Source organism: Rhizobium sp. GCM10022189, from assembly GCF_042656325.1.
Lineage (GTDB): Bacteria > Pseudomonadota > Alphaproteobacteria > Rhizobiales > Rhizobiaceae > Rhizobium.
The window spans coordinates 312431-324934 of sequence record NZ_JBHSOR010000049.1; the positions used below are offsets into that span (position 1 = coordinate 312431).

Below are 12504 nucleotides of genomic sequence, written 5' to 3' on the forward strand. Positions count from 1 at the left end.
CTATGCCTGAAACGGGCATTTCCCTTTTCGGGGCCGGCGACTTCGCCGTTACCGAGGACGCCTGCGCAAAAATCAATCTGGCCCTGCATGTGACGGGCCAGAGGCCGGACGGCTATCACCTTCTCGAAATGCTGGTGACTTTTGCCCGCCACGGCGACCGGCTGGGCTTTGCACCTGCCGATGCCGACGATTTCACGATTTCCGGCCAGTTCGCCGATGTGCTGGCCGACGATCCCGGCACCAATCTGGTGCTGAAGGCGCGCGACCTGCTGCGCGAGGCGGCAGGCGGAGCGCCAGCCGTACGCATCCATCTGGAAAAGAATTTGCCGGTTGCTTCAGGCATCGGGGGCGGCTCTGCCGATGCGGCAGCGACGCTGCGCGGACTGATGCGCCTGTGGGGCGTAACACTTGCCGCCGAGACCCTTGCCGCGCTTGCGCTGAAGCTTGGGGCGGACGTGCCGATGTGCCTGAAAAGCACGCCGCTGATCGCCCGCGGTATCGGCGAGGAGATAGAGGCGGCCGATGCCCTGCCCTCCTTCGCCATGGTGCTCGCCAATCCGCTGAAGGGCGTTTCGACGCCCGAGATTTTCCGGCGGCTCGCCACCAAGAACAATCCTCCGCTGGTCCTGATGAAGACGCCGCACTGGATGGAAGTCATCCGGGCGACACGTAACGATCTCGAACCACCGGCGCGCGAGCTGGTGCCGGAAATCGGCGAGATTTCCAACATGCTCGCGGCGGAAGGCGCGCAATTCACCCGCATGTCCGGCTCCGGCGCGACGTGCTTCGGCATTTTCGAGACGCCCGTTGCTGCGCTGCGTGCCGCCGAGCGTCTTCACGCCGCCCGCCCGGACTGGTATTTCCAGGCGACGGAGACGTTTGCTGGAGGTGCATGATGGCAGGCCTGGACGAAAAACGAGCGTTTATACCGCTCGGCATCGCGGTTCTGACCGTTTCGGACACACGCACGCGGGAAGACGACAAATCCGGCGATACGCTGGCAGCCCGGATTGCCGAGGCGGGACATCAGCTGATCGACCGCGACATCGTGCCCGACGACCGCGAGAGGATCGCCGCACGCGTGCGCGCCTGGACGGAAGCCAAGGAGATCGACGTCGTCATCACCACCGGCGGGACCGGCTTTACCGGCCGCGACGTGACGCCTGACGCACTGGAGCCGCTCTTCGAAAAGCGGATGGACGGGTTTTCGGCCGTGTTCCACCGCATTTCCTACGACAAGATCGGCACCTCGACGATCCAGTCGCGCGCGACGGCAGGCATCGTCAACGCTACCTTCGTCTTCGTGCTGCCGGGCTCGCCCGGTGCCTGCAAGGATGCATGGGACGGCATTTTAAAGGCGCAGCTCGACTATCGTCACATGCCCTGCAATTTCGTGGAGATCATGCCGCGGCTGGACGAGCACCTCAAACGCGGCGCGACGAAACAGATGTGAAACCGCGTCAGCGGCATTGCCTATGTCGCAAGGCCCGGCAGGGTGGGCATCGTTTCCCAGCTCTCACCGGACAACAGCACGCAGCTTACGCCGTTGACATTGGTGACGATGAGCGTCCAGGTGCCACTCTTGGCGGCATAAACCTCAAGAATGGCGTTCTGGTTGATCAGTCCGACTGCCGTGAGCTTTTCAGCAAAGTTGCTGTCCAGGAATTTGACGATCTCGGATCGGCCTGCGCAACTGCGCAACATCTGCGATGCTGCCGGATGCGGATGCGCGATCACCAATGTCGACAACAGGACGGCCAGCAGACCGTGAACCATATTGCGTAGCATGACGCACCTCCTTTCGCCGGAAACCCGGCAGAAGAGGAGATTTTCGCCGACCTGTTCTGCCGTTCACCGGCATTCCATGGCGATCCGCTGCGAAGCACGGCGCTTCGACGGCGCCATGGCCAATTATAGCGCGAAATTTGATTGGGCGCCATCTTTGCGCAGTGTCGCCGAACGATGCGGCCGCTAGATCAATTCCAGCAAAAGCGGGAACCGGTTTTGCGTTCGGAATTGCAGAGAAAACAATGAGCCAAGCATTGAAGGCCACTCCGTTTTCGCCGGAAATGCCTTAGCGCGCGGCGCGGGCGACCCAGGAGGGAATCAATTCGCTGGAGAGCTGGCGCGGCTTCTGTGCCTTGACGAATTCGGCAAGGCGCATGCCGCTCTTGGCCGCCGAAATGGCGAGTTTCTTCGGCATGAGCAGGCCGAGTTCCAGGGGCGGCCTTGTGCGGCCGACGCGCTGGAGAAAGGGGCGCCGATAGCCGCGCGAGGCGGTAAAGCGCGCGGGGACCTTGTTCAAGGCCACATATTCCGAGACCTCGTCGATCCAGCCCGCCTGCGGCCTTGCCCCCGGCTCGACGAAAAGCAGCCATTCGCCGCGGGCGGACCGGATGATGTCCTTGATATCCCATTGCGAATGGAACCGGCAGCCGGCAGCATCCGCCACCCGCGCGGTGCCGTCGCGCGAGCCGTGATCGAGCACGACCACATCGCTGACGAGACCTTCCACGGCGCCTGCCACCAGTGCGGATAAAGTCTGGGCCAGTTCAGGTTCCTGATCCTGGCATTCGAGAACAACGGTCAACATTGCCTGTTTATAGAGCGTCGCTCAAAATTTTGCCAGCGCCACTTTCCTTATTTTGTTCTTGCAATGTTCTGGTTTTGCGGATAGGAATTTAATCATCGAACCGAGCGGGATCGAGCCTCTTCCGCCGCTGGAGAATCCGATGAGACCACAGTCCCTTGCAGGGCAGGCCGCATTTGCGCCTGCCAATACGGCAGATATTGCCGACGCGATGATCGCGGCCTCGGGGCTGCGCATAGAAGTCGACCGGCGGCGCGGCCGCGGCGCGGGACTGAACCCGAGCGGCCGCTTCGAGCCGACGCAGCGTGAGACCTTCGACGACGGCTGGCAGACGCTCGAGGAACTGCCGCCTTTCAAGACGGACGTGCAGATCGAGAAGCCGCGCACGGCCATTACCCGCAACGAGTCTCCCGATCTCTCCTTCGACCGCTCGATCAATCCCTATCGCGGCTGCGAGCATGGCTGCATCTACTGTTTTGCCCGGCCGACCCATGCCTATATGGGGCTGTCGGCGGGGCTCGATTTCGAAAGCAAGCTTTTTGCCAAGCCGGATGCGCCGAAGCTTCTGGAGCGCGAGCTTGCCAAGCCCGGCTACAAGGTGCGCGTCATCGCGATCGGCACCAATACCGACCCCTACCAGCCGATCGAGAAGGAGTGGCGCGTCATGCGGCAACTGCTTGAGGTGCTGAACAAGGCCAACCACCCGGTTGCGATCGTCACCAAATCGGCAATGATCCTGCGCGATCTCGATATCCTCACGGAGATGGCGGCGAGGAACCTCGTTCGTGTCGGCATTTCGGTGACGACGCTCGACCGGAAACTCGCGCGCCTCATGGAGCCGCGGGCCTCGACCCCGACGCGCAGGCTGGAGGCGATCCGCGGGCTTTCCGAGGCCGGCATTCGCACAACGGTCATGGCGGCGCCGATTATTCCTGCGCTCAACGATCACGAGCTGGAGCGCATCCTCGAGGCCGCCAAGGCTGCGGGTGCCGAAGAGGCAAGCTATGTGCTGCTGCGGCTGCCGCTGGAGGTCAGCCCGCTCTTTCGCGACTGGCTGCTGCAGAACTATCCCGATCGTTATCGCCATGTCATGTCGCTGGTGCGCTCGATGCGCGGCGGCAAGGATTACGATGCCGAATTCGGCAAGCGCATGAAGGGTGCGGGGCCTTATGCCTGGCAGATCGCCCGCCGCTTCGAGATGGCGGCAAAGCGGCTGGGGCTGACGCGCCGGGGCCTTGCCCTGCGCGACGACCTCTTCGTGCCGCCCGGCGGCAGCGGCGTGCAGTTGTCGCTGCTTTGACTGATTGTTTTCAGGTCGTTCCGGACAAAGGCGGTTACGCACTTTTGCTGGAATTGCTTGTCTGTTTACGCAATTCCGGACGCAAAACCGCTGCGCACTTTTGCTGGAATTGCTTGTTTGAGTACGCAATTCCGGGCGCAAAACCGCTGCGCACTTTTGCTGGAATTGCTTGTGAGCTTGCGTAAGGCGTGAAGAAGACCTGCCCTGCGTCTTCTGCCTTGCGCAATTCCCGCGGATGGCCCTGACCGCACCATCCGCCGGACCGCCCCCGGCCGTCGCCGCCCTGATCCGGGGGCTTGCAGGAAATCGGGTTGGCGTGCGAGGTTCAACCGCATGAAACGTCGCACGTCACCCGATTCTCCTCTGCTTTTCGAAGAGGTTCCGCTCGTGCCGGATTTCCGGCTGGAGCTGAAGGCCCGCAAAGCCGGCCACTGGCCTGTCGCCGGCGCCGATGAGGCCGGGCGCGGGCCGCTTGCCGGCCCTGTCGTTGCCGCCGCGGTGATCCTTGATCCCAAACGCATTCCCGAGGGCCTGAACGATTCCAAGCAGCTTTCGGCGCAGAAGCGCGAAGAGCTGTTCGTGCAGATTCTTGCGACGGCCACGGTTTCCATCGCCTCCTCCAGCTCCACACGCATCGACGAGACCGATATCCGCAAGGCGAGCCTCGACGCCATGCGCCGCGCGATCTGCGGCCTCTCCGTGTCGGCGCAATATGTGCTGACGGACGGGCTGGACGTGCCCACCGGGCTTGCATGTCCGGGTCAGGCCGTGGTCAAGGGCGACGCGCGCTCGGTGTCGATCGCCGCCGCTTCCATCGTGGCGAAGGTGACGCGCGACCGGATGATGGCGCGGGCACATCTCGTGTTCCCGCAATACGGTTTTGCCGCCCATGCCGGCTATGGCACGGCGCAGCATCGTTCCGGCATCGAGCGGCACGGACCGTGCTCGCTGCACCGCATGAGCTTCCGGCCGCTGCGGAAGGATGGCGTCGAGCTCGGGGCGAACGAGGAGATGCTCGGCGAATAGTTAAGCCGCAGCCTTCTCATCGTTTCCTTCTTGCCGGAGCAGGAAGAGAACCTCACAGCTGCGCTTTCTGGCAGCGGGCGTTTTGGCGGCGACTTTCACGGCGTGGCTCCGTCGCGCGAAGCCGGCCGCAATGCGCTGCGTTCTGATCCACCGATACATCAAAAGCAAAAAGCCCCGACGGAGCGGGGCTTTTCAATTCCATCGGGCTGAAGCTCAGTTCAGGCGGGTCTTTACTTCGCCGACAGCCTTGCCGAAAAGTTCGGACTGGATCTTGGCATCGGCCTGCTTGCCGATGACTGATTCGGCGGCGGCGATGGCAAGATCGACGGCAGCGGAGCGAACGGCCTTCATTGCGTCGGCTTCGGCCTGCTTGATCTTCTGTTCCGACAGGGCCGTGCGGTTGGCGACGAATTCTTCCGTCTTCTTCTTCGCTTCGGCGGTCAGCATTTCGGCTTCACGTTCGGCAGCGGCAACGATATGCGCGGCTTCGGCTTCGGCTTCCTTGCGCTTGCGCTGGTATTCAGCGAGCAGGTGCTGGGCTTCCTCGCGCAGACGCTTGGCTTCCGCCAGCTCGTTGCGGATCTGATCGGCGCGGTCGTCGAGCGACTTCGCCATCATGCCCGGAACCTTCAGGTAGACCATCAGGGCCAGGAAGATAACGAGGCCGACGAAGGCGAAGAAAGTTGCGTCAAATGCAAATTCCATCGATCAAGCCTCCTTCTTGGCTGCAGCAACGGCAGCGGCGACGTCAGCCTGGGCGGCGGAACCGCCGATGAGCTGTTCGACGACGGCAGCCGCGGTTTCCTCGGCAATGGCGCCGACATCGGCGAACGCCTTGGCCTTGACATCGGCGATGCGGCTTTCGGCAGCCTTCAGCTTTTCAGCCAGGCTTGCCTCGATCGTGCGGCGGTCGGCCTCTGCCTTCACCTTTGCGGCATCGCGAGCGGCAGTGCCGATCGAATTTGCCTTGGCGCGGGCGGCGGCGAGTTCGGCTTCATAGGTCGCGACGGCGGCGTCAGCCTCGGACTTCAGACGGCCGGCTTCTTCGACGTCCTGCGAAATGCGGTTGTGGCGCTGCTCGAGGATGGTGCCGATACGCGGGGCGATGACCTTTTGCATGAGCAGGTAGAAGATGACGAACGTGATCGCCAGCCAGAGAAGCTGGGATGCGTAGGTCGACGAATCGAAAGGCGGGAAAGGTCCGCGCGCGTGCTCGCCTTCGGCGACGCCGGTCTCGGTATGGACCTCGCCGGCAGCCGGAGCGGCATGCGCATCCGTCGCGGTTCCCGCCGGGACCTCTTCAGCGTAGGCCGGGGTCACAAAGTACATGCTCACCTCCAGGTGTACTGCAAATGCAAAGGATCACGGCTCGCTGTTCGCAGGCCGTGATCCATAAATCCACCGATATCAGACGGCGAAGAGCAGGAGGAGAGCAACGAGCAGCGAGAAGATGCCCAGAGCTTCCGTAACGGCGAAGCCGAATACCAGACGGCCGAACTGGCTGTCAGCAGCAGACGGATTGCGCAGAGCGCCGGAGAGGTAGCTGCCGAAGATGTTGCCGAGGCCGAGAGCCGTACCGGCCATACCAAAGCAAGCCAGACCTGCACCGATGAACTTTGCTGCTTCCGCTTCCATGTTGAACTCCTTTGAAATGGTTGTTGCGGCGAATGACTGACGCCCTTTGACGTCGATGTCGTTATCCTTAGTGCCCGCCCGGATGGATCGCGTCATTGAGGTACATGCAAGTCAGCACCGCAAAGACGTAAGCCTGGAGGAAGGCGACGAGGAACTCGAGACCGGTCAGGGCGACGGTCATGATGAGAGGAAGAACGGCTCCGCCGACACCGACTGCACCGAGGGCTCCAAGCGAGGCGACGAAGCCTGCGAACACCTTCAGCGTGATGTGACCGGCGAGCATGTTTGCGAAAAGTCGAACAGAGAGCGAAATCGGGCGGGACAGGAAGGAAATGATCTCGATCGCCACGACCAGCGGCAGCAGGATGCCCGGCACGCCCGAGGGCACGAAGACATTCAGGAAGTGGAAGCCGTGCTTGTAGAAGCCGTAGACGAGAACCGTGCCGATGACGAGGATCGCCAGCGCGAAGGTAACGATGATCTGGCTGGTAATCGTGAAGAAATAAGGGAACATGCCGAGCAGGTTTGCCGTCAGCACGAACATGAAAAGCGAGAAGACCAGCGGGAAGAACTTCATCCCCTTGGTTCCCGCGCCTTCCTTCAGCATGCCGGCAATGAACTCGTAGGACATTTCGGCGAGCGACTGCGAGCGGCCGGGAACGACGGCGCGGGCCGAAGTCGCGAAATACAGGAAACCGGCGGCGACGGCGGCCGAAGCGACCATGAAGAGCGATGCATTGGTGAACGAGAAATCAATCCCGCCGATCTCGATCGGCACAATCTTGAAGATCTGGAACTGATGAGTCGGATCGTTTGACACCGGTTGCTCTCTCTCTTTGGCCCGTCCAAGGGACGGAAATTGCACTGGACCGGAACGGTCCCTATTTCTCGGGCGTCCTGCGGTCCAGCGGTTGGGCGACCTTGCCCGCGGCGCGCAGAACATTCAGAACGCCGGCACAGAATCCAAGAAGCAGAAGAACAATCAAACCCCAAGGCGCCGTGCCGACAAAACGGTCGAAGAGATAGCCGAGCACAGCACCGACAACGATGGCGGAAATGAATTCGCTCGAGAGCTTCATCGCCTGGGCATAGCCTTTACAGCTCTGCTCGGCACTGGCCTCCCGCGCCTCTTCCTTCCTGTCATCGGCGCGCTTGGAGGCGAGTTCCGCTTCCAGCTGCCGACGGCGCTGCTCAAGACTTTCTTCGCGGTCATCCGCCATCGTGCTCTCCTCCGCTTCCGTCGCCCGCAATCCCGCTACCCCGGTTTTCCGGACCACGGACGCAAAGGTTAAAGAACCTTCCGGCCCGTTCTGAAGTCGCGCGCAACATAGTTTTAGGGATTAGCATAGTCAAGGCGTAGACAGCTTGTGTCCAGCCATAAAATAACCGCAAAAAATCAAATATTTAAGCGAAGTTTGGCCACTCGGACCCGATTTCGCCGAAAGAATCCGCTTTCGAACGGGGCCAGGCGGCGAAAAATCCGCAATCTGCGGCCTTTTCGTCCAAAGCCTGTCGCGATCCTTCCGATCCGCGTGCCACGCTTCAGGCTCTCGCCCTATGCCTCAGCTCCAGCCGCCGCCATAGGTACGGTAGAAGACGTGCATGCCGATGCGGCCGACCTTTTCCATGGTCCTGGCCCAGTTCGGACGGACATAGACGGCGTGGTAATGCGTGGCCGAGCCGACCTGCGGCAGCCAGATCTTGCCGGCGGTGACGGCCATCGCCACATCGCGGGCCACGCGCCAGTGATATTGCGAATTCACACGGTCCTTGATGTTGTCGCAGGCGAAGGAAAACTGGCAGCGGTTGCGCCAGTCCTCGTTCTGGTAGACGACGCCGCAAATGGTCTTGGGATAGGCCGGGTTGCGGACGCGGTTGAGGATGACCTGTGCAACGGCCGCCTGCCCTTTGACGGATTCGCCGCGCGCCTCGAAATAGATGCCTGAGGCCAGGCACTGCTGCTCGCGGGCGGAAAAGACGCTGGCCGGCAGAATGCTGGCGGCCCAGGCATGGTCCTTCGGGCCGATCTGCGGCACGAAACGGCCCTCATCCTTGTCGGTCAGGATCGAATCGAAGGGTGACTGGCGGGAATAGTCGGGCACGGCGGGCGCATAGGCCGTTGCCAGCACATCCGCCTTGCTGTTGGTCACGAGGCTTGCCAGCATTGCCGGCATGGCATTGTCCCTCTGCGGGGCCGGCTGCGTCTTGTAGAAGGCGGTGGCGATCTCGATTTCCTTGCCCTTGATCGTCGGCTTCACGAAGGCGGACTTGTCCTTGAGGTCGAAGACCGGGCGGAAGAGGAGCCTGGTGCGCTCGAGAATGGAACCGGCCGAGAAATCCTTCGGCGGCTGCACCCTTTCGACGGCGACGACGCGGCCTTTCTTGGCATCGCGATTGACGCGGTCCTCGTCGGGTGTCGCCTCATGCCCCTTCTCGCCGGCGACGAAAGCAACCTTGCGACCGTCGCGCAGCACCATGCCGGCACCTGAGGCGATCGAGCCGGTAACGGTCGGGTCGGCAAAGGCAAGTTCGGCCTGATGGACGGAGCCTGCGGGAGAATTGGTCAGAACCATGCGCCAGCTTTCCCCCTCGCGGTCGAGGCCGGCCAGCATGGTGGCAAGATCGGCATGGGAAGCGACGCTCGGGAAGATCAGCCATCCGGCCACGCCGAAGATCGCGGGAGAGACCCAGTTCTGGGGCAAGAGACGCAGCTTGCTGCGGGAACGGCCATTTCGACGCAACGCGGACTCCGGGCATGGGACGCAGGAACAGTCCCAAGAAAATCCCGCATTAACCTTGATAGCTGGTTAACGCGCTGTGCCGGAATATGCCCATGAGGATTTTTGCATGTTCTAATGCTGCCGGGATTTTCGGGGGATGCGGGTTCACTCGACGAAAAGACCCCTCCCCACAGGTGGGAGGGGTTTGGGGCGGGGTCTTTGCAAGGGAGCGAGGGAGCGCAGGCGCTGGATGAAGAGAGCGACGCAAGCGCGCGCCCCATCCATCAAATAATCACATGCGAGCCCAGTTCCACCACGCGGTTGGCCGGCAGGCGGAAGTAATCGGACGGGTTGGCTGCGGCGTTGGCGAGCGCGATGTAGAGACGGTCCTGCCAATAGGGCATGCCCGATTTGGCATCGGGCACCAGCTTGCGGCGGCCGAGGTAGAAGGAGGTCGTCATGATATCGAACTTCAGGCCGGTCTTGCGCAAGGTCGCCAGCGCCTGCGAGACGTTCTGCGATTCCATGAAGCCGAAGAGCAGTTCCACGCGGGAGAAGCGCTCGGAGATCTGCTCGACCTTGTAGCGCTCCTGCGGCGAGACGCGCGGCTTGTTGACGGTGCGGATCGTCAGGATGACGTTGCGGTCATGGAGCACATGATTGTGCTTGAGATTGTGCAGCAGGGCGGCGGGTGCGGAATCCGGATCGCTGGTCAGGAAGATCGCGGTGCCGGGAACATGGGCCGGCGAATGCTCGCTCTTGCGCTCGATGGAGCTGACGAAAGAGGCGAGCGGAATATCGGTATGGCGGGTCTTTTCCGTCAGGATCGCCGTGCCGCGGCGCCAGGTCCACATGATCACCGTGAAGGCGGTGGCGATCAGGATCGGGATATAGCCGCCGTCATGGATCTTCAGCAGGTTGGCGCCGAAGAAGATCAGTTCGAGGATGACCAGCGGCAGCAGGGCGATGACGGCAACCGGAAGCGACCAGTTCCAGCGGGCGCGGACGAATTCGAAGGCCATGATCGAGGTGACGACCATGGCGCCCGTGACCGAGATGCCATAGGCGGTGGCCAGCGCATCCGAGGTCTTGAAGCCGAGCACGAGGAAGATGACGCCGAAGAACAGCACCGCATTGACCGAAGGCACGAAAATCTGCCCGGTATTGGTCTCGGACGTGAAGAGAATTTCCATGCGCGGCAGGAAGCCGAGGTTGATCCCCTGGCGCACGAGCGAGAAAGCGCCCGTTATCACGGCCTGGCTGGCGATGATGGTGGCGGCGGTCGCGAGAATGACGACCGGCAGCAGCGCCCATTTCGGATACATGAGATAGAAGGGATCGGACATGGTCAGCGGATTGCCGAGAACCAGCGCGCCCTGCCCGAGATAGTTCAGCGTCAGCGACGGGAAGACCAGCAGGAACCAGGCCCACTGGATCGGGCGGCGGCCGAAATGCCCGAGATCGGCATAAAGCGCTTCCGCGCCCGTTACCGTCAGGAAGACGGCGCCGAGGACGACGATGCCGTAAAAACCCTCATGCAGCAGGAAGCTGACGGCATAATAGGGATTGAAGGCGGCCAGGATGCCGAAGTCATCCGAAATATGGGCGATACCGGCGGCGGCCATGACCAGGAACCAGAGGGCCGTGATCGGGCCGAAGAAGCGGGCGACCGCGCCCGTGCCATGCGACTGCACGACAAAGAGCAGCGCCAGGATCGCCACGGATATGGGCACGATATAATCGGACAGGCTCGGGGTCACGAGCTTGAGGCCCTCGACGGCCGAAAGCACTGACAGCGCCGGGGTGATCATCGCATCGCCGAGAAAGAGCGCGGCCCCCATCAGGCCAAGCAGCATGAGCAGCGCGGTGTGGCCGTTGGCGGTCTTCATCAGGAGTGCCAGCAGCGACAGCGTGCCGCCTTCGCCGTCGTTGTCGGCGCGCAGCAGGAAGAGCACGTATTTGATGGTGACGATGATGGTCAGCGCCCAGATCATCAGGGAAATGAGGCTGATGACCTCGAAACGGGTAAGACCGTCATGGGCGACGGGCTTCAGCGCTTCGCGAAAGGCGTAAAGCGGGCTCGTGCCGATATCCCCGTAAACGACACCCACGGAGCCTAGCGCAAGATAAAAGAGCTTGCGCGGCGTGAGGTTGCGTTCTTGAGAATGGCTTTCTTCAGACATGAAGCAATTACAGGCTCCTCAGAGCCAGCCTTTCCAGCGGAAAAAGAAGAAGGGAATAACGGCGGAGACGACCATCAGGGCGATCGAGGACGGGTAGCCCCCGATCCAGTGAAGCTCCGGCATGAATTCGAAATTCATGCCATAGATGGAGGCGACCAGTGTCGGCGGCAAGAAGACGACCGAAGCGATCGAAAAAATCTTGATGATGGCGTTCTGCTCGATGTTGATGAGGCCGAGCGAGGCGTCGAGCAGGAAGGTGATGTTGCCGGCGACGAAGGAGGCGTGTTCCGAAAGGGACTGGATATCGCGCGAGATCGTCCGGCAGAGTTCCTTGGTCTCCTGATCGTTCTGCACGACAGGGATCGTATAGAAGAAGGTGAGAAGGCGAGAGAGCGAGCCGAGGCTGTCGCGCAGCTTGCTGATCATGCGGTGATGGCCGGCAATGTCCTTCAGTTTCTCTTCCAGATAGTTCGACGGCTTGCGCACCTTCCTGGCGCGGTCGCCGAAGACGTGGACCGACAGGATATCCAGGCGGGACACCGACATTTCCAGAACTTCGGCCGTGCGGTCGACGATCGTTTCCAGGAGCTTGGTCAGGAGGGCGGCACCGCTGCGCCACTGTTCCGGCACGCGGTGCAGGGCGGCGATGAAGAGCGCGAAGGACTTCGGATGGGCGTAGCGGATCGTCACCAGCCTGTTGCCGGCAAGGATGAAGGCCACATCCGTCAGCGTCGGCGCTTCCGTTTCCGCTTTCCAGATCAGCGATGCGGTCATGTATACAGCGTCGTTTTCGACATAGAGGCGGGCGGAGGGCTCGATGGCGCGCAGATCGTCCCGGGTCGGCACTTCGATGCCAAGGATCTTTTCGACATGGAGTTCCTCCTCGCGAGTCGGCTCGACCATGTCGATCCATACCACATCCGCAGGAAACTCCGGAGGGTTTGCAAGGTCACGGATCTCGACCGACTTGCAGTTGGAACAATATGCGGTAATCACTGCCCGCATCTCCGGCGCGGCGCGCGCCCAGCCGTTCTCGCGCTTTTCATCGAA

At 61.9% G+C, this 12504-nt stretch carries 14 protein-coding genes; 4 read left to right on the top strand and 10 right to left on the bottom strand.

What is annotated here, in order from left to right; all coding sequences use genetic code 11:
• The first annotated feature begins 2 nt into the window (after positions 1 to 2).
• Positions 3 to 896, top strand: coding sequence for a 4-(cytidine 5'-diphospho)-2-C-methyl-D-erythritol kinase (locus tag ACFPWW_RS22625; RefSeq protein WP_112572830.1), 894 nt, complete (start codon positions 3 to 5; stop codon positions 894 to 896).
• Positions 896 to 1453, top strand: a complete 558-nt coding sequence (moaB, locus tag ACFPWW_RS22630; protein ID WP_112706374.1) for a molybdenum cofactor biosynthesis protein B — start codon at positions 896 to 898, stop codon at positions 1451 to 1453. The genes ACFPWW_RS22625 and moaB overlap by 1 nt, the downstream gene beginning before the upstream one ends.
• Before the next feature lie 20 nt (positions 1454 to 1473).
• Here moaB and ACFPWW_RS22635 read toward each other — a convergent pair whose 3' ends face one another.
• Positions 1474 to 1788, bottom strand: coding sequence for a hypothetical protein (locus ACFPWW_RS22635; RefSeq protein ID WP_377313265.1), 315 nt, complete (start codon positions 1786 to 1788; stop codon positions 1474 to 1476).
• A gap of 286 nt (positions 1789 to 2074) precedes the next feature.
• Positions 2075 to 2593, bottom strand: coding sequence for a glycosyl transferase (locus ACFPWW_RS22640; protein ID WP_377313266.1), 519 nt, complete (start codon positions 2591 to 2593; stop codon positions 2075 to 2077).
• A 139-nt stretch (positions 2594 to 2732) separates the two neighbouring features.
• Between ACFPWW_RS22640 and ACFPWW_RS22645 the strand changes: the two genes are divergently transcribed.
• Entirely contained in the window at positions 2733 to 3890 is a 1158-nt protein-coding gene (locus ACFPWW_RS22645) for a PA0069 family radical SAM protein (protein WP_377313267.1), read from the top strand.
• A gap of 333 nt (positions 3891 to 4223) precedes the next feature.
• On the top strand, positions 4224 to 4916 hold the full coding sequence (locus ACFPWW_RS22650; protein WP_377313268.1) for a ribonuclease HII: 693 nt from the start codon (positions 4224 to 4226) through the stop codon (positions 4914 to 4916).
• A 213-nt stretch (positions 4917 to 5129) separates the two neighbouring features.
• Here ACFPWW_RS22650 and ACFPWW_RS22655 read toward each other — a convergent pair whose 3' ends face one another.
• From ACFPWW_RS22655 to ACFPWW_RS22690, 8 genes are all read right to left on the bottom strand, one after another.
• The gene (locus ACFPWW_RS22655; RefSeq protein WP_112572842.1) at positions 5130 to 5621 is read right to left on the bottom strand and encodes a F0F1 ATP synthase subunit B; all 492 of its coding nucleotides are present in this window, start codon (positions 5619 to 5621) and stop codon (positions 5130 to 5132) included.
• 3 nt (positions 5622 to 5624) lie between these two features.
• Positions 5625 to 6245: a F0F1 ATP synthase subunit B gene (locus tag ACFPWW_RS22660; protein ID WP_112572843.1), complete on the bottom strand. Its 621-nt coding sequence runs from the start codon at positions 6243 to 6245 to the stop codon at positions 5625 to 5627.
• Between the two features lie 78 nt (positions 6246 to 6323).
• A complete protein-coding gene (locus tag ACFPWW_RS22665; RefSeq protein ID WP_003588243.1) occupies positions 6324 to 6551 on the bottom strand; it encodes a F0F1 ATP synthase subunit C in 228 nt (75 codons plus the stop codon).
• A gap of 67 nt (positions 6552 to 6618) precedes the next feature.
• A complete protein-coding gene (locus ACFPWW_RS22670; RefSeq protein ID WP_112572845.1) occupies positions 6619 to 7371 on the bottom strand; it encodes a F0F1 ATP synthase subunit A in 753 nt (250 codons plus the stop codon).
• 61 nt (positions 7372 to 7432) lie between these two features.
• Positions 7433 to 7771: an AtpZ/AtpI family protein gene (locus tag ACFPWW_RS22675; RefSeq protein ID WP_377313269.1), complete on the bottom strand. Its 339-nt coding sequence runs from the start codon at positions 7769 to 7771 to the stop codon at positions 7433 to 7435.
• 342 nt (positions 7772 to 8113) lie between these two features.
• Positions 8114 to 9292, bottom strand: a complete 1179-nt coding sequence (locus ACFPWW_RS22680; RefSeq protein ID WP_377313270.1) for a cell wall hydrolase — start codon at positions 9290 to 9292, stop codon at positions 8114 to 8116.
• Between the two features lie 263 nt (positions 9293 to 9555).
• Entirely contained in the window at positions 9556 to 11454 is a 1899-nt protein-coding gene (locus ACFPWW_RS22685; protein ID WP_112757269.1) for a potassium transporter Kup, read from the bottom strand.
• A gap of 18 nt (positions 11455 to 11472) precedes the next feature.
• Positions 11473 to 12450, bottom strand: coding sequence for a magnesium transporter CorA family protein (locus tag ACFPWW_RS22690; RefSeq protein WP_377313271.1), 978 nt, complete (start codon positions 12448 to 12450; stop codon positions 11473 to 11475).
• Between the last annotated feature and the right edge of the window lie 54 nt (positions 12451 to 12504).

Excerpts from the sequence above, each read along its gene's own strand:
- ACFPWW_RS22650 (WP_377313268.1), top strand. The coding sequence starts at position 4,224 with ATGAAACGTCGCACGTCACCCGATTCTCCTCTGCTTTTCGAAGAGGTT.
- ACFPWW_RS22655 (WP_112572842.1), bottom strand. The coding sequence starts at position 5,621 with ATGGAATTTGCATTTGACGCAACTTTCTTCGCCTTCGTCGGCCTCGTT.
- ACFPWW_RS22685 (WP_112757269.1), bottom strand. The coding sequence starts at position 11,454 with ATGTCTGAAGAAAGCCATTCTCAAGAACGCAACCTCACGCCGCGCAAG.
- ACFPWW_RS22640 (WP_377313266.1), bottom strand. The coding sequence starts at position 2,593 with ATGTTGACCGTTGTTCTCGAATGCCAGGATCAGGAACCTGAACTGGCC.
- moaB (WP_112706374.1), top strand. The coding sequence starts at position 896 with ATGGCAGGCCTGGACGAAAAACGAGCGTTTATACCGCTCGGCATCGCG.
- ACFPWW_RS22660 (WP_112572843.1), bottom strand. The coding sequence starts at position 6,245 with ATGTACTTTGTGACCCCGGCCTACGCTGAAGAGGTCCCGGCGGGAACC.
- ACFPWW_RS22625 (WP_112572830.1), top strand. The coding sequence starts at position 3 with ATGCCTGAAACGGGCATTTCCCTTTTCGGGGCCGGCGACTTCGCCGTT.
- ACFPWW_RS22665 (WP_003588243.1), bottom strand. The coding sequence starts at position 6,551 with ATGGAAGCGGAAGCAGCAAAGTTCATCGGTGCAGGTCTGGCTTGCTTT.
- ACFPWW_RS22635 (WP_377313265.1), bottom strand. The coding sequence starts at position 1,788 with ATGCTACGCAATATGGTTCACGGTCTGCTGGCCGTCCTGTTGTCGACA.
- ACFPWW_RS22645 (WP_377313267.1), top strand. The coding sequence starts at position 2,733 with ATGAGACCACAGTCCCTTGCAGGGCAGGCCGCATTTGCGCCTGCCAAT.
- ACFPWW_RS22675 (WP_377313269.1), bottom strand. The coding sequence starts at position 7,771 with ATGGCGGATGACCGCGAAGAAAGTCTTGAGCAGCGCCGTCGGCAGCTG.